The organism is Gloeomargarita sp. SRBZ-1_bins_9 (genome assembly GCA_039794565.1).
Taxonomy (GTDB): Bacteria; Cyanobacteriota; Cyanobacteriia; order Gloeomargaritales; family Gloeomargaritaceae; genus Gloeomargarita.
Genome location: JAUQVX010000009.1, coordinates 1 through 22,421, shown reverse-complemented (window position 1 = coordinate 22,421; position 22,421 = coordinate 1). Strand labels below are relative to the sequence as shown.

The following is a 22,421-nucleotide window of genomic DNA, read 5'->3' as shown; positions in this document are numbered from 1 at the left end:
ATGCGGAAAATTCCGGTGACGGTGATTACGGGCTTTCTGGGGGCCGGGAAGACCACCCTGGTGCGCCACCTCCTGCAATCCCCTCAAAGCCAAGGACTGGCGGTGCTGGTGAACGAATTTGGCGAAGTGGGCATTGACGGCTCCCTGCTGTCGAACTGTTGCGATACGCCGGTGGTGGAGCTTACCAACGGTTGTCTGTGCTGCACGGTGCAGGAGGAGTTTTTGCCCACTATGCAGATGCTGCTCAACCGCCCAACACCCCCCACCGCCATTGTCATCGAAACGTCAGGACTAGCGTTGCCCAAGCCCCTGGTGCAGGCCTTTACCTGGCCGGGGATACGCACCCGCACGACAGTCGACGGGGTGATCACGGTAGTGGATGGGGAAAGTCTGCACACTGGTCAGCTCGCCCGCTATTACCGGGAGGGTGTTCCCCTGACTGAGCACGACACCCCCCTAGGGGAGCTACTGGCGGACCAACTGGCCTGCGCCGACCTGGTATTGCTCAACAAAGTGGACACCCTGACGCCGGAGCAACAAACCCAGCTCATGGCCTGGCTCAAAACCCAGGTGCGACCGGGGGTGAGCATCCTCCCCTGCCAGTACGGCCAAGTGCCGGTGTCCGTGCTGCTGGATTTGGGGATGGCGGTGGAAGACCACCTGGCCGAGCGCCCCAGTCACCACGACCAGGACCACGACGAAGAGGACCACGACCCCAGCCTGAGAGCAGTAGTGCTTACGGCTGACGACATTCCCCACCCGGAGTGGCTGGTGCAGCGCCTGACGGCCCTGGTTCAGCAGTACGAGATTTACCGGGCCAAAGGGTGGGCAGTTGTTGCGGGGAAACCCATGCGTTTGGTGGTGCAGGGAGTGGGCACGCGCCTGCAAACCTACTACGACCGACCTTGGCGTCCCGACGAACCCCGCCGTACCCAGGTGGTATGTATTGGTCGCAACTTACCCCTGGATTTGGCCTTGTAGCTCCGGGATCATCCCGACCCTATAGCTCACCGCGCCGGCTACTACTGCCCCTAATCCAACCAACCAGGGCGCTGGCACCTTTTGCCACCCCATCAGGACGGCCGCTACCAGGGCAATCCCCATCATCCGCAGCCCATACCCCCAGGAGGTTCCCAAAGCCGCCGTCCCTAAGCGCCAGCCCAACCGCACCGCCACCACCCCAATCAAGGCCACTGCCGCCACATTTAGGCCATCCAAAAAAGCCCCCGTCCAGGTGTTACGCCGCAACCAGCTAATTAGCGGATTCAGCAGAGCTACAAAGCCAAAAGACGGCAAAAAAATAGCCACCGTTGCCACCAGTGCCCCCGGCCAATCGGCAATCAAAAACCCCACAAAACTAGCAGTAGATAGCACTGGACCGGGTGTAAATTGCCCGACTGCAATCGCATCGAGTAACTGTTGTTGCGTCAGCCAGCCATAGCGCTCCACCAGGTCCCTTTCAATGAAGGCGATCAGCAGGTACCCCCCGCCGAATAGCACCGCCCCCACCTTGAGAAAAAACAGGGCCAAGGACCACAAGCCGGGTGCCGGCGCGGGTGGTGCTGTGGTCATCAGGGGCAGTGGGGGCCACCAGGCCAAAACCCCCGCCGACCGTCGTCGCCCCAGTATTCCCAGCAAACCCCCAATCAACAACGCCGGCAATTCCCCCACCCCCAGCACCGATAACCCCGCTGTCACCAAGCCCACCGCCAGCAACCAGGCACTTTTCACCGCCTTTTTCCCTAGGCGCCACCCAGCATGGGCAATCAACACCACCACCACCGGCTGCATCCCCGCCAGCACCGGTGCCAGCTGCGGCAACGTTCCCCATTCCCGATAAACCCAAGCGAAAAAAGTAGTGATCAAGGCCGCCGGTAGGATAAACGCCGTGCCTGCCACCAACAGACCTGCCCAACCCGCTCGTCGCAACCCCACCAAAAGGACTATTTCCGTAGAGTTGGGTCCGGGGATGAGATTGACCGCCCCCATCATGTCCAAAAATTCTTCCCCTGTGAGCCATTGCCGCCGCTCGACCACTTCCTTTTGGATCAGGGCAATGTGGGCGGCCGGACCACCAAAGGCCACTGTGCCCAACACCCCAAATAAACGTGCCAGCTCCAGTAATGGCGATGACATAACCACAGGGTCAGCCCGCCGTTCATCCTATCCCGGTATGCACCGGAAAGGCAATCTGTTAAGGTAAATACGGATGTGAGGACGTGAAACGGAGCCATAGGGCATGGACGGTCGGCATAAGGACGGTGGGCCAAGGGGGAGGAGGTTATGTCCGGCCTAGCGTGGGTCACCACCATCCTGTTTCTCCTGGCCGCCCTTTTAGGTATTGTCGAAGCCACTGCCACCTGGTTAGGTTACCGCACCATCACCTATTACCGTCTGCGCCGGCAACCCCGCTGCCGTTATGCCGAACTGCCCCGCTATTCGGTGATCGTGGTGGCCTATTTGCCCAATGAGCAGGGGATTATTCTGGATACGCTCACCCATTTGCTCACCACCCTACCCCGCCCCAAGGAGGGCCTGGAAATCATCCTGGCTTATAACCGCCCCCAACCCCTGCCCATCGAAACCCAATTGCAAGCCCTGGCCCAGGCCTACCCGGAACTCAAGCTGTTGCACGTGGAAGGGAGCCGATCCAAGGCAGAAAATCTCAATGCGGCGGTCTGTTGGGTGACGGGGGAAATGACATTAATATTAGACGCCGACTTGAAACCCCTGCCGGAGAGCGTGCGGCGGGCCTGGCGCTGGCTGGCGGGGGGACAGTACGACGTGGTGCAGGGGCGCAACATCATCCGCAACGCCCGCGATAATCTCTTAACCCGGGTGGTGGCAGTGGAGTTTGAGCATCTGTACGGGGTGAGTCATCCGGCCCGGTCCCTGCTGGCGGATTTGGGGATTTTTGGCGGCTCCAACGGCTACTGGCGTACCGAGGTGCTGCGGCGGGTGCGCTTTAACCCCAAAATGCTCACGGAAGATATTGACGTGACGGTGAAGTTGCTGCTGCAGGGCTACCGCATCATCCACGACCGGGATGTAATAGCTACGGAATTGGCGCCGGTGGATGGACGAGCGCTTTGGTGCCAACGCCGCCGCTGGGCGCAGGGGTGGCTGCAGGTGGGCCTGAAATATGCCTGGCCGATTCTCCGGTCGCCCTACCTGGGATTGGGACAAAAAATCTATTTACTTTGCATGCTGGTGGGGGGCATTGCCCTGCACTTTACGATTCTTTACTACCCCCTGGTGCTGGTGCAGGAGCTGGTGAATTGGGATTCCCTACCGGCGCCGGCAGTGCAATGGCTGAGTTGGATTACGGCCCTGCTGTTGGTGAGCGGCCCCTACCAGGTGTTTGTGGCCTACCAGGGACGCAGCGCCCTTTCCCCTTGGAACGCCTGGGATTCGTTGCTGTACTGTGTGGCGCTGCCGGTCTATGGGCTGTTCAAAAATTTGGTGTCCCTGGCGGCGGTGTATCACCAACTGACGGGGCGGCGGGAATGGGTGGTCACCCGTCGGGGGGCCTGGTCGCCGGGCCAGTAACCGCCCACTACAATGGAACTATGGCGCGGGATTTGCGGGGCTTTTTGCAGCTTTTGGAGCGGCGGGGGCAATTGCGGCGCATCAAGGCCCCGGTGGACCCAGATTTAGAATTGGCCGAAATTGCCCAGCGGGTGTTGCAGGCGGGAGGGCCGGCCCTATTGTTTGAGAATGTCCAGGGGTCGTCTATCCCGGTGGCGATTAATTTGCTGGGGACGCTGGAGCGGGTCTGCTGGGCTATGCACCTAGAGCATCCCCAGGAGTTAGAAGCCCTGGGTGAAAAACTCAGCCAGTTGCAGCAGCCCAAACCCCCAAAAACGCCAGGGGAATTTTTGGCGTTCGGCCAGTTGCTGTGGGACGTGGTCAAGGCCAAACCGGTGACCAGCTTTTTCCCAGTCTGCCAGCAAGTGGTCAAACGGGGAGATGAGGTGGATTTGACCCAACTGCCTTTGATCCGACCCTATCCGGGGGATGCGAGCAAGGTTATCACCCTGGGGCTGGTGATCACCAAAGACTGTGAGACGGGTACGCCCAATGTGGGGATTTACCGGTTGCAGTTGCAGTCCCGCAACACCCTGTCGGTCCACTGGTTATCGGTGCGGGGTGGAGCGCGGCATTTGCGCAAGGCGGCCCAACGGGGGCAAAAATTAGAGGTGGCCATTGCCCTGGGGGTGGACCCCTTGCTGGTTTTGGCGGCGGCAACCCCAATTCCGGTGGAGTTGTCGGAGTGGCTGTTTGCTGGGCTGTACGGCGGCAGTGGGGTGCATCTGGCCCGCTGTAAAACCCTGAACCTGGAGGTGCCGGACCACGCGGAGATTGTCTTGGAAGGAACGATTACGCCGGGGGAGACGGTTCCCGATGGCCCCTTTGGCGACCACATGGGCTACTACGGGGGGGTGGAGGAATCGCCGTTGATTCGCATCCACTGTGTCACCCACCGCCATCACCCCATCTACGCCACGACGTTTAGTGGGCGGCCCCCTAAGGAAGAGGCGCTCATTGCTATTGCTCTAAACCGGATCTACACCCCCATCCTGCGCAAACAGGTGCCGGAGATCGTGGACTTTTTCCTGCCCATGGAGGGCCTGAGCTACAAGGTGGCGATTCTGGCCATTGATAAGGCCTATCCGGGTCAGGCGCGGCGGGCAGCCCTGGCCTTTTGGAGTGCCCTGCCCCAGTTCACCTACACCAAATTTGTGATTGTGGTGGATAAGGACATCAATATCCGCGACCCCCGGCAAGTAGTCTGGGCGCTCAGTTCCAAAGTGGACCCGCAGCGGGATGTGTTCATCCTGCCGGAGACGCCCTTTGATAGCTTGGACTTTGCCTGTCCCAAGGTGGGGTTGGGCAGCCGCATGGGGATTGACGCGACGACCAAAATCCCGCCGGAGACGGACCGCCCCTGGAGTCCCCCCCTGACGTCGGACCCGGAGATTGCCGCTCGGGTGACCCGGCGCTGGGCAGAATACGGCCTGGCGGATTTGGCGCTGACGGAGGTGGACCCGCGCCTGTTCGGTTACGAACTTGACGCTCTAAAATAGAGAGGGGATAATTAAAGATTGCAGGTCGTGCGGAACTGGCGGAATTGGTAGACGCGCTAGATTCAGGTTCTAGTGCCGCAAGGCTTCCGAGTTCGAGTCTCGGGTTCCGCATTGGGGGGGTAGGCAACCGGGAGTAGCTCGATGGGACGGGTGACGGTGGGGTTGGTGCAGATGGTGTGTGACGCCGACCCCCAAGTGAACGATGCCCAAGCGCGGGCGATGATCGAGCAGGCGGCGGCCCAGGGGGCGCAGATTGTCTGTCTGCCGGAGCTTTTTCGCAGTCGTTACTTTTGCCAGACGGAGGATTACGGGGCGTTTGCCCTGGCCGAACTGGTGCCGGGTCCGACAACGGCGTGGTTGCAGGCCTTGGCCCAGCGGTTGGATATTGTCATTATTGCCAGTTTGTTTGAACGGCGGGCGCCGGGACTTTACCACAATACGGCGGTGGTGCTTGACGGGCGCCAGGGTTACTTGGGCAAGTACCGCAAGATGCATATCCCCGACGACCCCCTGTATTACGAAAAGTTCTATTTCACGCCGGGGGATTTGGGTTACCAGGTGTTTGCCACCACCTACGGGCGGGTCGGGACGCTGGTGTGCTGGGACCAGTGGTATCCGGAGGCGGCGCGCCTGACGGCCATGCAGGGGGCGGACATCCTGTTTTATCCCACGGCCATTGGTTGGCATCCGGCGGAACGGGATACGCTGGGAACGACGCAGCACCAGGCCTGGGAAACTATCCAGCGCGGTCATGCTATCGCCAACGGCTGTTTTGTGGTGGCGGTCAACCGAGCGGGCTGGGAACCGACCCCCCATGGTCAAGGGGAGGGGATTGTCTTTTGGGGGCAAAGTTTTGTCTGCGGGCCGGATGGTCAGGTGCTGGTGCGGGGACCAGTAGACCAGGCGGCGGTCTTGACGGTAACCCTATCCCTAGACCACATCGAAACCCAGCGGCAGGGGTGGCCTTTTTGGCGGGACCGGCGTATTGATAGCTACCAGGATTTAACCCGCCGTTTCCTGGTGCCTTGAGGGTAAATTTCCGTTTACAATTGCCTACAATCCCTTGCGTGTATCCGTCTGGGGTGGGTATGGAGGTCCCGTTTCGCCGCACCAAGATCGTCGCCACTGTGGGTCCTGCCTGTAACACACCGGAAGTCCTGCGGGCGATGATTGAAGCGGGGGTGAATACTTTTCGCCTGAATTTTTCCCACGGTACCCACGCCGACCACCAACGCCATATCCGCCTGATCCGCCAGTTGTCTTTTGAACTGAACCGACCCATCGGCATTCTCCAGGATTTGCAGGGGCCAAAAATTCGCTTGGGTACGTTTCCTGAAGGGAGTGTGGTGGTGCCCACCAGCAGTACCTACATTCTCACCAGCGAGCCGGTGCCCTGTACGACGGAGCGGGGTTATGTCAGCTATGAGCGCTTGGCGGAGGAGGTGCCCATTGGTGCAACCATTCTCCTGGACGATGGCCGGGTGGAGATGGTGGTGGAGGAGGTGCGGCGGGACCGGAAGGAGTTGTACTGCCGGGTGACGGTCGGGGGAGTGCTCTCCAACCACAAGGGGGTGAATTTCCCGGGTGTGTCTTTGTCGGTGAAACCCCTAACGGAAAAGGATCGGCAGGATTTGTTCTTCGGTCTGGAGCAGGGGGTGGATTGGGTGGCCCTGAGCTTTGTGCGCAGTCCCGAAGATGTCCTGGAACTCAAGGAAATCATTGCCCAGCGGGGCTGCCGGGTGCCGGTGATCGCCAAGATCGAAAAACACGAGGCCATTGCCCAAATGGAGGCGGTGCTGTCGGTGTGCGATGGGGTGATGGTGGCCCGGGGAGACCTGGGGGTGGAAATGCCGGCTCAAGAGGTGCCCCTGTTGCAAAAGCGCCTGATTGCCACGGCCAATCGGCTGGGGATTCCGGTGATCACCGCCACCCAGATGCTCGATAGCATGGTTCATTCCCCCCGCCCCACCCGCGCCGAGGTCTCTGATGTGGCCAATGCCATCCTAGATGGGACCGATGCCGTTATGCTCTCCAACGAGACGGCGACGGGGAAATATCCGGTGCTGGCAGTGCAGACCCTGGATAAAATCGCCCGGCATATGGAGCAGGAGTGTTTACAGCCGGGGATGCAGGGGGTCTATTCGCGCCCGTTCCAGCCGGGGGGGCAACCGATTGCCAATGCCATTAGCAAGGCCGTCAGCGATGTAGCCAGTGAATTGGCCGCCGGCGCCATCTTGACCCTGACCAAAACCGGGGCCACCGCCCGCAATGTCTCCAAGTTCCGGCCCCGCACGCCCATTATTGCTGTGACGCCCCACATCGAAGTGGCCCGCCAGTTGCAGTTGGTGTGGGGGGTGCGACCGCTGCTGGTACTGGAGTTGCCCACTGCCGGGCAGACGTTTCAGGTGGCGATGGCCATGGCCCAGGAGCGGGGTTGGCTCAAGGAAGGGGACCTGGTGGTAATGACCGCAGGCACCTTGCCGGGAGTAGCCGGTTCCACCGATTTGATTAAAGTGGGGATGGTCAGCGCCCAGATTGCCCAGGGGGTGGGGGTCGGCCAAGGTTTGGTCAGTGGCCGGGCCAGGGTCCTGCGTCCCCAGGAACGGCTGACGGATTTCCAGACCGGCGAGATTTTGGTGGTCCAGCAGACCGATGCGTCTTTAGTCGAACCCATGCGCCGGGCCGCCGGTATCGTTACCGAAGACGAAAGTTTAACGGGTCACGCCGCCGTCATCGGGCTGCGCCTGGGGGTGCCGGTGATTGTGGGGGTCAAAAACGCCACCCAAATCATTCGCGACGGGGCCATCATTACTCTGGATGTAGCGCGGGGGACGGTGTACACGGGGGCGCTGCGCATTGGCGATATGGGCTAGCGCGGGTACAGGGGAATGATGTATTGCTGACCGAAGACAAAGCGGTGATATAGCCCCACCTGTTCATACACCGCCAGGGGCACCCCCACATCCGCCAAATAGACTTGGCCCGTGTAGCAGGCCTCCGCCACCGGTAGCCCCAGCACCAACGTCGCCGCCGCCGTCACCGCATCAAGGGTTTCCCCAATGCGCACCACCTCTGCCCCGCTGGTGGCAATCCACTGTTGCTGCTCCGCCGTTAGCGGCGTTTCACTACCGGCTAAGACCACAGCCGCCCCTTCGCCCACTAGTTCGCTGGCATCTACTACCTGCGCCCCGGTTTGCCGGTAGAGCCGGTACTGGGTTTGCACAATGGGCAACTCCAGGGACTGGGGCCATAGCCGCACATTCGCCCCCCGGTTGGCCATGTGGCGAGCCGCCCCCAAAGCAACAGCTGCCGTGACCCCTGACCCGGCCAGCACCACCACCCGACCCGTGTCCCAGTTCTCCCCCAGCCATCCCAGGGTCAACATGGCCGCACTGCGCCCTGCCGTTTCCACCAGGGCCTCCAGCGTCAAACCCGCCTGCTGCACCAGACGCCACCAGCGTTCTACCTGTCCCCGGCTCAACGTCGGCACCGGCAGCCCCGTCTGGGTGCAAAAACGCTCATTCCCTAGGGCAAGGGTATCGTCGTACGTCCCCATTGCAACGTGCGCGCCAGCCACAACAACTCATCCATAAACCGGGTCAAGCGCGGTTGATACTCCTCAGCCGCCAAAAACTGGCCCTGGGCATCAAACAGGCGGTCCACATAGCTGAACTGCAAATCAATGGGGGTCATGCACAAACCGTAGGCCCGCATCACTGGAATCAGCGCTTCGATGACCCGTGTGCCGCCAAAGCCCCCCACCGACACCCCACACAACCCCACCGCCTTGAACCGATACTCCGGGTAATTGCTGTCTAGGACATGCTTGAGCATTCCCGGATAGCCATGGTTATACTCCGGCACCACCAGGATCAGACCGTCGGCAGCCTGCACCTTGGCCGCAAACGGGGGGTACTTAATCGCCGGTCCCGCGTCATCCGTGCGGATCGGCAACGTGCGAATGTCGATCAACTCCGTCACCACATCCGGGTATTGCGCCTGGATTTGAGCAACGAGCCAGCGGGCCACCTGCTCGCTCAGGCGTCCCTGGCGCACTGTCCCCAAAATCACCGGCAACACCACCTTGCCCATAGCCACCACTTTAGTTCACCGGCACGACGATTTCCACCTGAATAGCATCCGCCCCGTAGGCCGCCGGTCCCGCCCCCGGATCGCCCCCGCTGAGTCCTGGCCCCACCTGAATCTCAAAAGGCAAGGGCCAACGGGGTCGCGTCTGCCGCAGTTCCAACGGAATCGGTCCCCCCGTCCCAAAGGTCACCTGACCGGTGGTGCGCGCCCGGGTAGGTAAATCCGCCGCCCCCGGTTTCCGCTCCTGCGCCCAGGCCATCTCCGTCACCGCCCCCACCACCAAGGCGCTAAGGACGCTGAGTGGCCACCGCAAGGCGCACCCCCGGAATTTGCCGCAATTGGTCCATGAGCGCCACCACTTGTCCATAACTCGCATCCCGGTCAGCCGAAATCACCACCACCGTACTTTTCCCTGGGGGCGCCAGTGCCTGCACCCGCGGTTTTACCTGCTCTAAAGGTACCACCTGCCGATTGACAGCCACCCGCCCCTGGCGGTCTAGGCTCACCGTGATCGGCGGCGCATTTTGCACCTGACCCGTCGTCGCCCCCGGCAGATTCACCGGCAAACTTTCCAGGCGCGTCAGGGAAAGCGTACTGACCATAAAGTACACCAGGATGGCAAAAATCACATCAATCATGGGTACGATGTTGATGTGCGCCTGGGGTTCACTCTCCTCGGGCAGCCGCATGGACCCCTCCTTTTTCGTAGTAATGGCGATACAGCAACTCCAACTGCCCCCCGTACTCCTGGATTAAAGCAATCTGGCGCTGGTATAGCCCCCGAAACATATTGGCAAACAGCAACGTAATCATCGCCACCACCAGGCCCGCCGCCGTCGAAATCAACGCTTCACTGATGCCTGAGGTCACCGCCACCGCTTGCGTGCCCCCCGCCTCCCCCAGACGCAAATTGGCCAAGCTGGTAATCAATCCCAGCACCGTCCCCAGCAACCCCAGCAGCGGCGATAGGCTGATGATCGTCTCAAACACCGTATTGAAGCGCTTGATCAGGGGTAATTCCGCCTGGGCGGCCGTTTCCAAAGCCAAACGAAACTCCTCCGGCGTGGGGTCCTCCAGCTCCAGGGCAGCCAAAAAAATCCGCGCTAGGGGTAGATGGCTGTTTTGTTTGAGCAAGATCATGGCCGAGCGGGGGCTGCGCTCGTAAAGGGACAAGGTTTCCTGGACGATCTGGGGTTGCGTTGTCATCACCCGCACCCAAAACACCAGGCGTTCCAGCACCAGCGCCAGGGCCAAGATGGAAAACCCCAGCAACGGCCACATGACGACCCCACCGGCGGCAAACAGACGACGGACCACTTCCATGCTCTGCCTCCTTCCCCCCTAAAAACCATACCAACTCCGGGGCTGTTGAATCACCACGTTATTGACATAGATGTTGAAGGTGAATTCGATTTCCAGTTGGTTGTAGGCAAAGTTTTCCGGCAAGGGACCAAAGGGCGCCGCCCGCTGAATAGCCTCCAGGGTCTCCGCATCCGTCTGGGGGGAACCCGACGAACGCAACACACGCAAATTGCCAATCTGACCACTGCGGTCAATGGTAAAACCCACCACCGTTTGCCGTTGCCGGTCGGGTGTGCGGGGACGCCAGTTTTGCTGCACCCGGCGGCGCAGGTTGGCCAGATAGGGTCCCAAGTCCACATCCTGCCGTGCAGCCAGTTGCGTCGGACCGGGGGCATTGCGGGTGCTATTGGCCTCCTGGTCAAACCAAGCCTGGGAACCACCGCGATGGATCGGTCCCCCCAGGAGACCCGCATTGCCCTTGGGTGGTGGGGCCGGGCGCGGAGACGATGCTGGCGATGCCGGTTCGGACGCGCGGGCGACACGCCGGGGATCAGATGTAGGTGCCACGGGTGGGGTCGGGGCCGGCGTAACCGCGGGTCGGGCAACAGGTTCTGGCGCCACGGCAGGTTGCTGGCGAACCACCGGGCTAGGCGTCGGCTGGGGCGCAGGCGTTTCTTGGGCCAGCGGTTCAGGCGGGGGAGATAGGGGAAGGACGGGCCTTGGCTGCGGTGAAGGTTCTGTCGGGACCAAGGGTGCAGGTTGCGAAACGGTCTCCTGGTGGTCGGATGCCGCCGGTGTCGGTTGACTGGCCGGGCGGTCGGGGCCGCGACGGGTCATTTCTGCACTTAGGGGCAAATCCGGGCGCGCGCTCCCCTGGTCCACCAGGTTTTGGGCGGCGCGGTTGGCCGTGTCAGGTGGAGAGGGAGCTTCTTGGACCACCGGGGGCGCTTCCACAATTTCGATGGGGGGCAACTCGGCGACAGGGGCAGTTTCGGTCGGCGCCTCCACCCACCGCAGGGCCAGCAGGACTGCACTGTGCAATAGCAAGGAAAGTCCCCCGTATAACCACAAGTTGGTGGGTGGTCGTCGTCGCCAGCGCCAGGAAGTCACCATCACCCCACACCCCTATCAGGAGTCCCAACCTGACCGCTAGTTTAACAAATCTGTTTCCGGCCAGGATTCGGGCGTCTGTCCCATACTAGAAAAGGGTGCATCTGGGATTACGTCAATGGTGAAGGAGGTCGGGCGGCGGCGTCATGACTGGCAATTATTGCAGCAAATCGGTCGTTATGCGGGCCATTACCGGCGTTGGCTGACGCTAGCTATTTTTTTACTTTTGCCCCTTTCCTTTGCCGGAGCCGTGCAGCCGGTCCTCATCGGACAAGTCATCTCCCTGATTCGTCAGGAACCGCTCCCCCCCTTTCTGGCCCAATTGCCCCTTGAGCAGGGTTTACAACTGCTGCTGGTTGTTTTGTTTATCACCATTGCTTTGCGCCTAGGTTTACAGGGGGTCCAGAGCTACTTGGTGCAAAAAATTGGTCAGCACATCACCGCCCAAATTCGCCAGGACTTATTTGACCATGTGCTAGCTTTACCGATGGCCTATTTTGACCGCACACCCGTCGGCAAACTGATCACCCGTTTAACCAGTGATGTGGAGGCCCTTGGGGATGTGTTTGCCACCGGTGCCGTGGGGATTTTGATTGATGTCTTGACCCTGATGGCCCTAGGGGTCATGATGTTTCAACAGCAGTGGTTTCTGGCGCTGTTGCTGCTGACCTTGCTGGTGCCGGTGGCGGGCTTGATTACCTATTTCCAGACCCAATTTCGCCGAGCTAATTATCAGTCTCGCGAGGAATTATCCCGCCTGAATAGCCTGATTCAAGAAAACATCCAGGGCATTAGCATCGTACAATTGTTTGGCCGGGAATCCTACAATGCTCGGCTGTTTCGCCAAGTGAACCGCCGCTATATCCGCGAGGTGGATAAAACCATCTTTCACGATGCGGCCATTTCCGCGACTTTGGAGTGGATAGCTCTGGTGGCCATTGCCGGGGTATTGTTGGCAGGGGGGGGGCTGGTGCTGGGGAATAAGCTCACCTTTGGGGTGCTGGCTAGTTTTATCCTGTTTGCCCAGCGGTTGTTTGACCCCCTGCGGGAACTGGCGGAAAAGTTTACGCTGATCCAGGCGGGGTTTATTGCGGTTGAACGCATTCAAGAAATCCGGGAACAACCCATCAGTATTCAAGACCCGGCCCAACCGTTGACCTTGCCCCCGGATGGCCGAGGGGAAATCCGGTTTGAACAGGTTTCTTTTGGCTACAAACCCGGTGAATGGGCATTAAAAAATGTGGACTTGGTGATCCACCCGGGGGAAAAAGTGGCGCTGGTGGGGCCGACGGGGGCAGGCAAAAGTTCGGTCATCCGTTTGCTGTGTCGTTTGTATGAACCCCAGGTGGGTCGGATTCTGATTGATGGGGTGGATATTCGCTGTTTGGCCCAGCGGGATTTGCGGCGCTATGTGGGGGTGATCCTCCAGGAGCCGTTTCTGTTCAGCGGCGATATCTACAGCAATATCGTCCTGGGGGAAACCTATACCCCGGCGCAGGTGGAAACGGTGGCCCGGCAGTTGGGGATTCACGACTGGATTACCAGCTTGCCCCAGGGCTACCACACACCAGTACGCCAACGGGGCAGTAATCTTTCCACCGGCCAAAAACAACTGATTGCCTTTGCCCGCATTGCCATCCGCCAACCGCGCATTTTGGTGCTTGACGAGGCGACGGCCAGTTTGGATGTGGCTACCGAATCCCTGCTCCAGCAGGCCCTGCAATCCCTGACCCAGGGGCGGACGGTGGTGATGATTGCCCATCGGCTGGCGACCGTTCGGGCGGTGGACCGCATTCTGGTGCTCAAGGCCGGCCAGATCATCGAGTCCGGTTCCCACGAAGAATTGCTGGCGCGCCAGGGACTCTATGCCCACCTCTACCGGTTGCAATTTCCGGGCTTGCTCACTTCGGGGTAAGATGGCAGGTGTTCCCATGATTAGGTCGAACGATGGCAGACGGACAAGAGTTGATTCTCAAACGGTCAGTCAACATTAAGGTAATCGTGACCCCCCGCTGGAAAGAGGAAACCTTGCAAATTCTCCAGTCCCAAATCAATCAAATTGACGCCCGCACCCAACAGATTGATATGCAGGTGCAACGGGCCATCACCGAATTGAAAAAACAACCCGCCAGTCCCCAGTTGACTGAACAGATCAATTCCATTCAGTTCCAGGCCAATGACGAAAAGAGCAAGCTCCTGGACCAAAAAAATCAAATTCTCACCCAATTAACCCAGGTGCAAACCCTGGAGATGGAACAGGAGGTTTTACAAGGTCAACTAGACGGCTATTTCACGGTGAAAGTCGGGGAGAACCTGATCGAAAAAATGCAGGTGGAGGTGGTGCTGCGGGATGGGGTAGTGCAGGAAATTCGCGGCGTTATTTGAGGGCCTCCCGGGCGGTCACCAGGGCATCACCGGTGCCACAAAACCACAGGGCGGCCAGGGCCTGGGCTTGACTGACGGGTTTATCGGGCAGAAACAAACGGGTGCGGCCCCAGACCTGACGCACAGTGCTTGGCTCCCGGCGGTAATCCACCACCAACGCCCCCAGGGCCAGGGGAGAAATCTGCGCCGCATCCCCAAAACCCCAGGTTTCCGTGACGGCCTGTACCGTGCCCGTGGGCAATTTGCCGGGAATATCCAAACTCACCTTCCAGGTGATCAGGGTTTCCCGGGTGAGGAACCGGTCCGGTTCAAACCGCAGGGGTCCGCTACTGCCTCCGGTCAAACGACTGGGGATAATGCCGGCTTCGGCCAGCCCCTGGATGAGGGTGAAATCGGGGTCGGAACGGGGCACGTCGGCAAACACCGGTGTGGTGCCAAAAGTGGCAGGGCGCACTTGGCGTTCGATCTGGTCCCGGTACAGGCGCTGCTGCACGGCCATCAACCAGCGGGCAAACTGGCGGCGGGTCGCCGGCTGGTCGAGCTGCACCTCACCGGCGGGAATGACCCCCAGGTTGATCACATCTTGCACCAAAGGTTGCAGGGCTGCCGGAATGCGGTCTAGACCAGCGAGGGCCACCGGTTCCGGCGACGGTGAGGGACTCGGTTCAACAACTGGCGAAGGGCTGGGGGTAGGGGTGAGGCGGGGGTCGGGCGCCAGGGAACGCTCCCAGTTCGTGCCGGCACAACCCGCCAGTGTCAGGATCAACACCAGGCCCAGGCTGATTTGGGGAAAGGATGAAACCATGGGTTCAGGTTACCGGACAGTCAGTCTCCCGTAGGCACCATGCCGTTGAGGCTCTTCCGGTCGGCTCTCAGTTCCAGCTGCAGGTCCCGGACATCCGTTTCCGACCTATCCAGCCGCCCGTTAATACCGCCTAATTCGCTATTGGTCATAGGGTACCTTACCGCAACAGCACCGGTTGGTTGATAAAATTGCGCGGCCCGCGATAGCCCGTCAAATCCGCCAGTTGGTCCAGCAGTTTGACACCGGGGTACAACTTACCGTTGATCTCCCAGGTGGGATAGCCCCGGATGCCCTTTTCCTGGCACAGTTGCGCCTGGCTATTAACACCCCTGGGGTCGCACTCGACGTAATCAATTTTGGCCGCCGCCTCCTTGCCAAACAGTTGCTTCTGCTGATGGCAGTGGGGACACCAGTAGGCCCCGTATTCCCGCGCCCCCACCCTGCGTAGGTGTTCGGCCAGGGCGATCTCCGCTGGTCCTGAGCGTGTGGTTACCGGCGGCGGCGCTTGACCGACCTGACCAGGAGACGCCTCCACACCATTGTAAGCAGCCAGGATGCCCAGCAGGGCGACCACTCCAACCACCAACGCCGTGGTCAACAATTGCCCGACATCCCGCCAGGTGCGACCAAAGGTGGCCAAAAACCACAGCAAAACACTCAAAATGGCCGACGTCACGCAGTAGACACACCAAGCGCCGATGGGGAAGGCCATCAAATACACGAAATAACCACTGGAGACCAGCATGGCCGTGGTCAGAGCAAATAAGGCCCAGGCCCAGGGGAAATCCTCATCCTGTTTCGGCGCCAAAAAAAAGGCAATCACCGCCACGGCCCCGTAAAACACAAAGCCCACCAGGGACAGGGGAATGCCGAACAACTGGGCGTAGGCACTCTTGAGCACCTGGTCGCAGCCAGTGGTCGGGCAAATCACGCTGCCGCCCAACCAGTGGGTGATGGTGATATAGGCCGTTTCTACCGCCCCAATACTGGCAAGGATGCCCATCATGGGATGGGAATGGCGTTGCCACCAGGGGGTACTACGGCGACGGTTGCGTAACTTGCTCATAGGTGTGGGTAAATGAGGGGTCTGAGGAAGCATGACTGGACAGCGAATCGAGCGGTTCCAGACAGCGCCGCACCGCCTGGACAAAACGACTCACCCGTTGGGGGTCAATGGGCTGATCGATTTGGCCCTTGCGTTTGAGACAACTGGCCACAATCACCCCATCGGCCGCCGCCAACAAATGGGCCACATTATCCGGGTTGGCGCCACTCCCAACTAAAACCGGCACCGCACCTGCAGCTGCTCGGGCCAGTTCCAAGTCTTCCCGGGTGGGGGGATGCCCCGTTGCCCAGCCCGACAGAATAATCCCATCCGCCAACCCCCGGTGAATCGTCTCCTGCACCGCCGTCGTCAAATTGGGGGTCCCCAAGGGACGGGCGTGTTTCACCAGGACATCGGCAAAAATCTTTACCGAACTGTCTAGCTCCCGCCGGTAGCGCAATAGGCGATGGGCGCACCCTTCGATCAACCCTTGGTCCGTCGCCATCACCCCCGTGAGCACATTCACCCGGATAAATTGCGCCCCTACGTTGGTGGCAATGGCCATGGCGCTCAGGGCATCGTTGCGCAGCACATTGATCCCTAAGGGCAAATCCACCAGCGCCCGCACCCGTTGAGCAATCAAACTCATGGCGCTGACCACCGCTGGGTCCACCTGGTGCTGGGTAAAGGGGGCGTCAAAAAAGTTCTCAATGATAATACCGTCAGCCCCCCCCGCGGCCAAGGCACTGGCCTCCTGTTCCGCCCGTTCGATCACCGCCTGTAGGCTCCCCCCCCAGCGGGGCGATGTCGGTAGCGGCAGCAGGTGAACCACGCCAATGACCGGGTGGGCCGTGCCGAAAATCTGCGCCAAATCCATAACTAGGATGTATGCTGGCCCCCTTCATTATAGCCCGGCCTAGACCCCACGACTCTGAATCTCCTCTTTACAGCATCTCGGCGGGAAATTGGTTATATTCTGCTCGGAATTTCTAATCCCCTAAGAGAAAAGGACAGTCCATCATGACCGCCGAGGCGCAATGGTTAGCAGAACCCTCCTGGAAATAGTGGGGACCTTAGCAGAACGGCAGTGGGGCACGGTGCGGGAGGATTACGGTGAGACGGGCAACGCTTGGGATTATTTCACCCATGACCAGGCCCGCTCCCGCGCCTATCGCTGGGGGGCAGATGGGTTAGGCGGTATCTGTGACAACCGGCAGTTACTCTGCTTTGCCCTGACCCTGTGGAACGGGCAAGACCCCATCTTGATGGAGCAATTATTCGGCTTGACCAACGGCGAAGGCAATCACGGGGAAGACGTCAAGGAGTATTACTTAAGAACTCATGCCCACATGAAATTCCTTTACAAGTATCCCCAGCGGCCTTTCCCCTCCGCAGATTTGGTGCACACCAACCGGCATCGTTCGACCTCTAAGCCGGAATATGAACTGCTCGACACCAGCATCTTTAACGACGACCGCTATTTTGATGGGTTTGTGGAGTACGTCAAGGCGGGGCCGCGGGACATCTGGATCAAAATCCGGGCGGAAAACCGGGGTCCTGAAGCGGCGCCTATTCACCTGATGCCGACCCTCTGGTTCCGCAACACCTGGAGTTGGCCCGAGGCCCAAGACCAACGCCGGCCCCTGATCAAAGGACTCAAAAGGACTGAATCACCAAACGGTGATGGCCGAGCATCCTCTGCTAGAGACCGACTACTTAGCGGCGCCAACGGGGGGCCACTGACCGTTTACCGAGAACAAAACCAGCTTCGAGCGGATCAGCCCCCAACCCTTTGTCAAAGATGCCTTTCATCGCTACAAGGGGGATAGCCGGGCGGTGAATCCGGAACAGATGGGCACTAAGGCCTGCGTGCATTATTCGATGGATGTGCTGGCGGAGGGATTGGTGCAGGTGCTGTTGCCCTTGAGGGACCAGCCGGGACTCTTCCATCTTGAACAGGGATCGGCCCTGTTTGACCAGCGCCGCCGGGAAGCGGATGAACTCTATGATATGGTAATCTCCCCCACCATCCCCGACGACTAGAAAAACCTCATGCGGCAAGCGCTGGCCGGTTTGTTGTGGACCAAGCAGTTCTCTACGACCCGGTGGACGAGTGGATGAAGAGCCATCCGGGGGTACCCGATTACACCGGACGGCGGGTGGTGCGCAACCGGGAATGGTTCCACTTCGATGCCTGCGATATTTTGCTCATGCCGGATAAGTTGGGAGTATCCCTGGTTTGCCGCTTAGGACCATGTGTTTCACGTGGGGGCCGCCAGCATCTTGGAGTTGGCAACCACCGACTAGCCCGCCCCCATAGTTAATTGGAGCCTGATCCAGGCCAGTTCCCCGACGTTTTTGTGTGCCTAAAAGAAAAGCGGGCTGGACCTGGAAAACCAACCCGCTTCCTTTGGGAACGCCCGTGATGGTTACTTTTGCACCACCAGCTTCACGTTGGCGTTTTGCAGACCAGGCCGCTTCACTTCCGCCAGGGTCTTGTTAATGGCGTACTTTTGGTTGATGGAGTTGATCAACTCGGTTTGGTTGTACTTTTTGGCCACCCCCCACAGGTCGGCGATCAGGTCAAAGGTGCCATCGGCGTTGCGAGACCAACCCAGGTCATATTCACCTTCCAACACGGCCACGATGTCCGCCCGCAGCCGTTGACCGTTGTAGCCCCGCACGTCGGCGTTGGTCTTCACCTGGAAGCCCAGGTCCCGCAGGGACTGCTTGAGCACTTCGGCGTCCGTGATTTTGGTCCGCAAGGTGCTGAAGTGAGACATGAGATTATCCTCCTGAGATCATCTTGGTTGGGTTTACTGCTCGCTGTGGCGAGCCTTCTGGCCCCGAAGGACCAAAAGCCTGTCAAAACTCCAGTCGCTGGTACTCCGCCACTGAAGCCGCTGCCGGCCGCGCCCGCTGCTTGGCCCAATCCCGGAGGGCCGTCACCTGCTCCATCATCGTCCGCGAAAGAGGCAACGTCGCTTTCACCGCCGCAATAATGTCCAACTGGGTAAACTCCCGGTCCTGGGCAAAGGCCTCGTACATCGCCGCAACCACCGCCTGCTCGATTTCCGCCCCAGAAAACCCCTCCGTCACCTGGGCCAACTGATCCAAATCGAACCGGTCAATATCGCGCCGCCGCTGGGATAGATGGATACGGAAAATCTCCCGGCGCTCCTCCAGGTTGGGCAAATCCACAAAGAAAATCTCATCAAAACGCCCCTTACGCAGGAATTCCCCCGGCAACCTGTCCACCCGGTTGGCTGTCGCCATCACAAACACCGGTGACGTCTTGTCCTGCATCCAGGTCAAAAACGTGCCGAAAATCCGGGAAGAAGTGCCGCCATCACTATCCGCTGACCCCGCCGACCCGGCAAAGGCCTTGTCCAACTCATCAATAAACAGAATCACCGGGGCAATGGACTCCGCCGTCTTCAGGGCGCTGCGTAAATTCGCCTCCGACCGGCCCACCATCGAACCGTCGTAAACCCGCCCCATGTCCAGCCGCAGCAGGGGCAATTCCCACAACCGGGCCGTGGTCTTGGCAATCAAAGACTTCCCACACCCCGGCACACCCAGGATCAACATCCCCTTGGGCTGGGGTAAACCATACTGCCGCGCCCGCTCCGTAAACGCCTGGGACCGCTGCCGCAACCACCGCTTCAATTCCTCCAACCCCCCCACCTGATCCAGCGTCGTTTCCGCCTCCAAGTACTCCAAAATGCCGTTGCGCCGGATCAACTGCTTCTTCTCCGCCGCCACAATCCCCACTTCCGCCTCCGTCAGACGCCCTCCCCCCACCACCTGGGCCTTGCGAAACACCTTTTCCGCCTCATCCCGCGTTAGCCCCTGGGCCGCCGCAATCAATTTCTCCCGCGTCGCCTTGTCCAGCCGCGTCTGCTTCATCTGGACCAACTGCTGGTTCAACACCTCGGCCAACTGCTCCGGCGTCGGCAGGGGAAAATCCACCACCGCCACTTCCTTTTCCAACTCCACCGGCACCTGCAACACCGGCGACAGAAGAATAATCGTCTTGCGGGTGCCCCGGAAACTAGCCACCGCATCCCGCAACCACCGATTCACCGCCGGCGAATCCAAAAACGGGTGCAAATCCTTGAAGATAAACACCCCCGGTTCCTTGTGGCGAATCACCCAGTCCAAAGCCGTTTCCGGCGAAACCGTGTTGTGGTGCTGACTGGCGTGGCGGGGGTGACCGTACTCCAACAAACCATGGGTCACCGTCCAGGTAAAAACCCGCTGTACCGCCCGCGTTTCCTGGGCCGCCTGTACAATCCACTGCTCCGCCCGCTCCTCCTCCGGCGTAACCACATAGATTAGTGGGTACTGCGCCTTCAGCAACGTCACCAACTCATCCAACATACGCGCCTCGCCTGAGCGAACTTAACAGGGAATCAACACCTCGCGGGGAACAAAACTGGGCACCGGGTCCGGCAACACCGCCTCACTCATACCCTGGACCGACACCAAATTCCCCTCCCGTAACACCACCGGCGTTTGACACTCCGGACAGTGATGCACCACATGGGTCTGACCACCATGGCCCTCCACCACCTGGGGATGGGACAGGTAAAAAGCCACCGCCTGCTCCACAATCGCCGACATCGGTTCCGCAACTACCGCCGCCTGAATCTTTAACCGGCGATGGAGTTCGGGAGAAAGATAAACCGTTACCTTGTGTTTGTCTGACATAGTCAACTCATACCCGGGTATTGCTACTTTAGCCCCCCATCCCCCAACCGTCAAGCTGGCATGCCGGTTTGACGGCATTTTTGTTACAAAAGTTCACATTGGTAGGGTTGGGTGGGGCGGCGGGAGGCGAGTTTATGGGCCAGGCGGGTGGTTTCCGGCAGGCGGTAGCGGCGGGTGCAGTTCAGGACGTGGGCGATGCTGGTGGTCAAGCTAATGCGGTGACCGGGGGAAACGTACAGCGGGTTGGTGCCGGGGCGGGTGCGCAGGGCCGCGCCGATGATTTCCCCGCGGTCGATCAGGGGTTGCCAGGCGCCGGGGCGGTCGGGAACGGGGGCGTGATGGCCCACCAGACGGGATTTGGCCACGCCGATGGCGGGAATGTCCGTGATCAGCCCCAGGTGACAGGCGATACCGCAGCGCCGGGGGTGGGCGATGCCCTGACCGTCACACAAAAGCAGGTCGGGCAGGTGGGTAAGTTGGTTGAGGGCGGCCAAAATGACCGGGATTTCCCGAAAGGACAGCAACCCGGGAATGTAGGGAAAGTCCACCGGCAAATAAGCGATGGCCTGGTCTTGCAGTTGCAAGTCGGGGTAACGGAGGACGGCGATGGCGGCCCGGGCAACTTGGTTGTTCTCCACAAACCCCACATCCACGCCAGCGACGGTATGAATCGGCGGCAAATCGTCGGTGGTGCGTACTTGGGCAGCCAATTGGGCCTGTAACGCCTGGGCGGCCTCAGGGGTGGTGGGCCAATCGGGGGGTAAGTGAAAAACCGCCACTGACCAGCATGGACGAAACCACTGGCAGCATTGTAGCTAACACAACCACCGACGCCATGCAGGTTGCTGGACCGGCACAAGGGATGTGAGAATTTGCTACGAGGGACTTTACAGCAACCGCAAGGTTTATGTAATAATAGAGCCTAGTTTTTCCGTTCCCTACAGCTTTTAGGAGCTAGCATTTACGGGTCTGGTGCCTGGTTTGAGTAATTAGGTTATTGCCCTCACACGTCAGGTTAAATTTAGGTTAATGGTTGAGGGTGTATGACATCGTTTCTTTTCAGGGGTAGTGCGGCTGGCGTAGGGATTGAAATAGCCCCGGTACGGTTGCAGGTGGCTCAGTTGCAGCGGTCACGGCAGGGTTTGAAGCTGGTGGCTTTGGCTAGTGCACCTATGCCAGAGGGCTACGTGGAAGATGGTTTGGTTGTGGATACGGACGGGGTGGGGGAGCTGATTAAGAGTCTGCTGCAGGAGCACAAGATGCGGGCGAAACGGGCGGCTCTGGCGATTCCGGCTCACCGGACGGTCACCCGCTTGGTGAAGTTGCCGGCGGAGCTGGATGATGCGGAGTTGCGGGAGAATGTGGAGAACGAGCAGGCGGCGTTATTTTTGCCCTACCCGCGCGAGGAAGCGGACTTGGACTTTCAGAGGTTGGGGTTGTCCCGAACGGAGGATGACCAGGAGCTGGTAGAGGTGCTGCTGGCGGCCACCCGTAAAGAAACGACTGATAGTTATATGGAGGCGGCCCAGAAGGCTGGCTTGACGGTCCGCAGCGTCGAGATTACCAGTTTTGCCCTGTTGCGGGTGCTGCGGGAGCAATTGCGCCAGACGTTTACAGAACGGGAGGCGGCGGCGGTCGTGGATATCGGTTACGACAACACGGAGATTAATATTGTGGTGGATGGAGTACCCCAGTTTAGTCGGGATGTGCCGATTGGGGTGCTGGAGATGCAGAATGCTGTTAGTCGGGCCGCCAGTATGCCGGTGAGTCGCAATCCCCATTGGGCCCAGACGGTGTCGGTGCCGGAGGAAGGGGATGCAACGGCGCCCACGAACCGGCCCGGGATGGCTTTGATCCGGGTGCTGCAGGAGCTGGCGGATGAACT

The 22,421-nt window shown here is 59.9% G+C and carries 25 protein-coding genes and 1 tRNA gene; 12 read left to right on the top strand and 14 right to left on the bottom strand.

Translation table 11 applies throughout. The features are described from left to right. Complete coding sequence (cobW, locus tag Q6L55_08700; GenBank protein ID MEN9258788.1) at positions 1-981, top strand: cobalamin biosynthesis protein CobW; 981 nt, start codon at positions 1-3, stop codon at positions 979-981. On the opposite strand, the gene chrA is transcribed toward cobW, so the two are convergent. Then, positions 958-2,136, bottom strand: a complete 1,179-nt coding sequence (gene chrA / locus Q6L55_08695; GenBank protein MEN9258787.1) for a chromate efflux transporter — start codon at positions 2,134-2,136, stop codon at positions 958-960. The two genes, cobW and chrA, sit on opposite strands and share 24 nt — an antisense overlap. 147 nt (positions 2,137-2,283) lie before the next feature. Here chrA and Q6L55_08690 point away from each other — a divergent pair, with 147 nt between their 5' ends. The 5 genes from Q6L55_08690 to pyk all read left to right on the top strand — a co-directional run bounded on the left by Q6L55_08690 (position 2,284) and on the right by pyk (position 7,960). Next, entirely contained in the window at positions 2,284-3,549 is a 1,266-nt protein-coding gene (locus Q6L55_08690) for a glycosyltransferase family 2 protein (GenBank protein ID MEN9258786.1), read from the top strand. 20 nt (positions 3,550-3,569) lie between these two features. Further along, positions 3,570-5,087, top strand: a complete 1,518-nt coding sequence (locus tag Q6L55_08685) for a UbiD family decarboxylase (GenBank protein MEN9258785.1) — start codon at positions 3,570-3,572, stop codon at positions 5,085-5,087. Between the two features lie 29 nt (positions 5,088-5,116). Continuing rightward, positions 5,117-5,198, top strand: a tRNA-Leu gene (locus Q6L55_08680). 30 nt (positions 5,199-5,228) lie between these two features. Further along, entirely contained in the window at positions 5,229-6,116 is an 888-nt protein-coding gene (locus Q6L55_08675; GenBank protein ID MEN9258784.1) for a carbon-nitrogen hydrolase, read from the top strand. A 59-nt stretch (positions 6,117-6,175) separates the two neighbouring features. Then, entirely contained in the window at positions 6,176-7,960 is a 1,785-nt protein-coding gene (gene pyk, locus Q6L55_08670; GenBank protein ID MEN9258783.1) for a pyruvate kinase, read from the top strand. On the opposite strand, the gene Q6L55_08665 is transcribed toward pyk, so the two are convergent. The 6 genes from Q6L55_08665 to Q6L55_08640 are packed head-to-tail and all read right to left on the bottom strand — an operon-like array spanning position 7,957 to position 11,591. Beyond that, positions 7,957-8,643, bottom strand: a complete 687-nt coding sequence (locus Q6L55_08665; protein ID MEN9258782.1) for an NAD(P)H-hydrate epimerase — start codon at positions 8,641-8,643, stop codon at positions 7,957-7,959. The genes pyk and Q6L55_08665 overlap by 4 nt on opposite strands. After that, complete coding sequence (locus Q6L55_08660; protein ID MEN9258781.1) at positions 8,613-9,179, bottom strand: NADPH-dependent FMN reductase; 567 nt, start codon at positions 9,177-9,179, stop codon at positions 8,613-8,615. Before Q6L55_08660 ends, Q6L55_08665 begins: the two co-directional genes overlap by 31 nt. A 10-nt stretch (positions 9,180-9,189) precedes the next feature. Continuing rightward, entirely contained in the window at positions 9,190-9,459 is a 270-nt protein-coding gene (locus Q6L55_08655; protein MEN9258780.1) for a hypothetical protein, read from the bottom strand. A gap of 4 nt (positions 9,460-9,463) precedes the next feature. Continuing rightward, entirely contained in the window at positions 9,464-9,865 is a 402-nt protein-coding gene (locus Q6L55_08650; protein MEN9258779.1) for a biopolymer transporter ExbD, read from the bottom strand. Beyond that, positions 9,843-10,499, bottom strand: coding sequence for a MotA/TolQ/ExbB proton channel family protein (locus Q6L55_08645; protein MEN9258778.1), 657 nt, complete (start codon positions 10,497-10,499; stop codon positions 9,843-9,845). Before Q6L55_08645 ends, Q6L55_08650 begins: the two co-directional genes overlap by 23 nt. Before the next feature lie 18 nt (positions 10,500-10,517). After that, positions 10,518-11,591, bottom strand: coding sequence for a TonB family protein (locus Q6L55_08640; protein MEN9258777.1), 1,074 nt, complete (start codon positions 11,589-11,591; stop codon positions 10,518-10,520). A 115-nt stretch (positions 11,592-11,706) separates the two neighbouring features. On the opposite strand from Q6L55_08640, the gene Q6L55_08635 reads away from it, so the two are divergent. Beyond that, positions 11,707-13,503, top strand: a complete 1,797-nt coding sequence (locus tag Q6L55_08635) for an ABC transporter ATP-binding protein (GenBank protein MEN9258776.1) — start codon at positions 11,707-11,709, stop codon at positions 13,501-13,503. 32 nt (positions 13,504-13,535) lie between these two features. After that, positions 13,536-13,973: a YlqD family protein gene (locus Q6L55_08630; protein ID MEN9258775.1), complete on the top strand. Its 438-nt coding sequence runs from the start codon at positions 13,536-13,538 to the stop codon at positions 13,971-13,973. Here Q6L55_08630 and Q6L55_08625 read toward each other — a convergent pair. The 3 genes from Q6L55_08625 to Q6L55_08615 all read right to left on the bottom strand — a co-directional run bounded on the left by Q6L55_08625 (position 13,966) and on the right by Q6L55_08615 (position 16,700). Continuing rightward, entirely contained in the window at positions 13,966-14,778 is an 813-nt protein-coding gene (locus Q6L55_08625) for an S-layer homology domain-containing protein (GenBank protein MEN9258774.1), read from the bottom strand. The genes Q6L55_08630 and Q6L55_08625 overlap by 8 nt on opposite strands. A gap of 157 nt (positions 14,779-14,935) precedes the next feature. Beyond that, positions 14,936-15,844 (bottom strand): vitamin K epoxide reductase family protein, encoded by a 909-nt coding sequence (locus tag Q6L55_08620; protein MEN9258773.1) that lies wholly within the window; start codon positions 15,842-15,844, stop codon positions 14,936-14,938. Continuing rightward, positions 15,816-16,700, bottom strand: a complete 885-nt coding sequence (locus tag Q6L55_08615; GenBank protein MEN9258772.1) for a BtpA/SgcQ family protein — start codon at positions 16,698-16,700, stop codon at positions 15,816-15,818. The genes Q6L55_08620 and Q6L55_08615 overlap by 29 nt, the downstream gene beginning before the upstream one ends. A gap of 160 nt (positions 16,701-16,860) precedes the next feature. On the opposite strand from Q6L55_08615, the gene Q6L55_08610 reads away from it, so the two are divergent. Genes Q6L55_08610 through Q6L55_08600 form a run of 3 tightly spaced genes read left to right on the top strand, consistent with a single transcriptional unit; the run spans position 16,861 to position 18,147 of the window. Then, the gene (locus Q6L55_08610; GenBank protein MEN9258771.1) at positions 16,861-17,652 is read left to right on the top strand and encodes a hypothetical protein; all 792 of its coding nucleotides are present in this window, start codon (positions 16,861-16,863) and stop codon (positions 17,650-17,652) included. 7 nt (positions 17,653-17,659) lie between these two features. After that, a complete protein-coding gene (locus Q6L55_08605; GenBank protein ID MEN9258770.1) occupies positions 17,660-17,866 on the top strand; it encodes a hypothetical protein in 207 nt (68 codons plus the stop codon). 35 nt (positions 17,867-17,901) lie between these two features. Beyond that, a complete protein-coding gene (locus tag Q6L55_08600; protein MEN9258769.1) occupies positions 17,902-18,147 on the top strand; it encodes a hypothetical protein in 246 nt (81 codons plus the stop codon). Between the two features lie 105 nt (positions 18,148-18,252). On the opposite strand, the gene Q6L55_08595 is transcribed toward Q6L55_08600, so the two are convergent. The 4 genes from Q6L55_08595 to nfi form a co-directional block, all read right to left on the bottom strand. Continuing rightward, positions 18,253-18,606, bottom strand: coding sequence for a DUF1257 domain-containing protein (locus Q6L55_08595; GenBank protein ID MEN9258768.1), 354 nt, complete (start codon positions 18,604-18,606; stop codon positions 18,253-18,255). Between the two features lie 82 nt (positions 18,607-18,688). Beyond that, complete coding sequence (locus Q6L55_08590) at positions 18,689-20,206, bottom strand: AAA family ATPase (protein MEN9258767.1); 1,518 nt, start codon at positions 20,204-20,206, stop codon at positions 18,689-18,691. Between the two features lie 21 nt (positions 20,207-20,227). Next, complete coding sequence (locus tag Q6L55_08585; protein ID MEN9258766.1) at positions 20,228-20,536, bottom strand: hypothetical protein; 309 nt, start codon at positions 20,534-20,536, stop codon at positions 20,228-20,230. 83 nt (positions 20,537-20,619) lie between these two features. Continuing rightward, on the bottom strand, positions 20,620-21,315 hold the full coding sequence (nfi, locus tag Q6L55_08580; GenBank protein ID MEN9258765.1) for a deoxyribonuclease V: 696 nt from the start codon (positions 21,313-21,315) through the stop codon (positions 20,620-20,622). Between the two features lie 264 nt (positions 21,316-21,579). Between nfi and pilM the strand changes: the two genes are divergently transcribed. Beyond that, a partial coding sequence (gene pilM / locus Q6L55_08575) for a type IV pilus assembly protein PilM (protein MEN9258764.1) occupies positions 21,580-22,421 on the top strand: 842 nt, incomplete at its 3' end.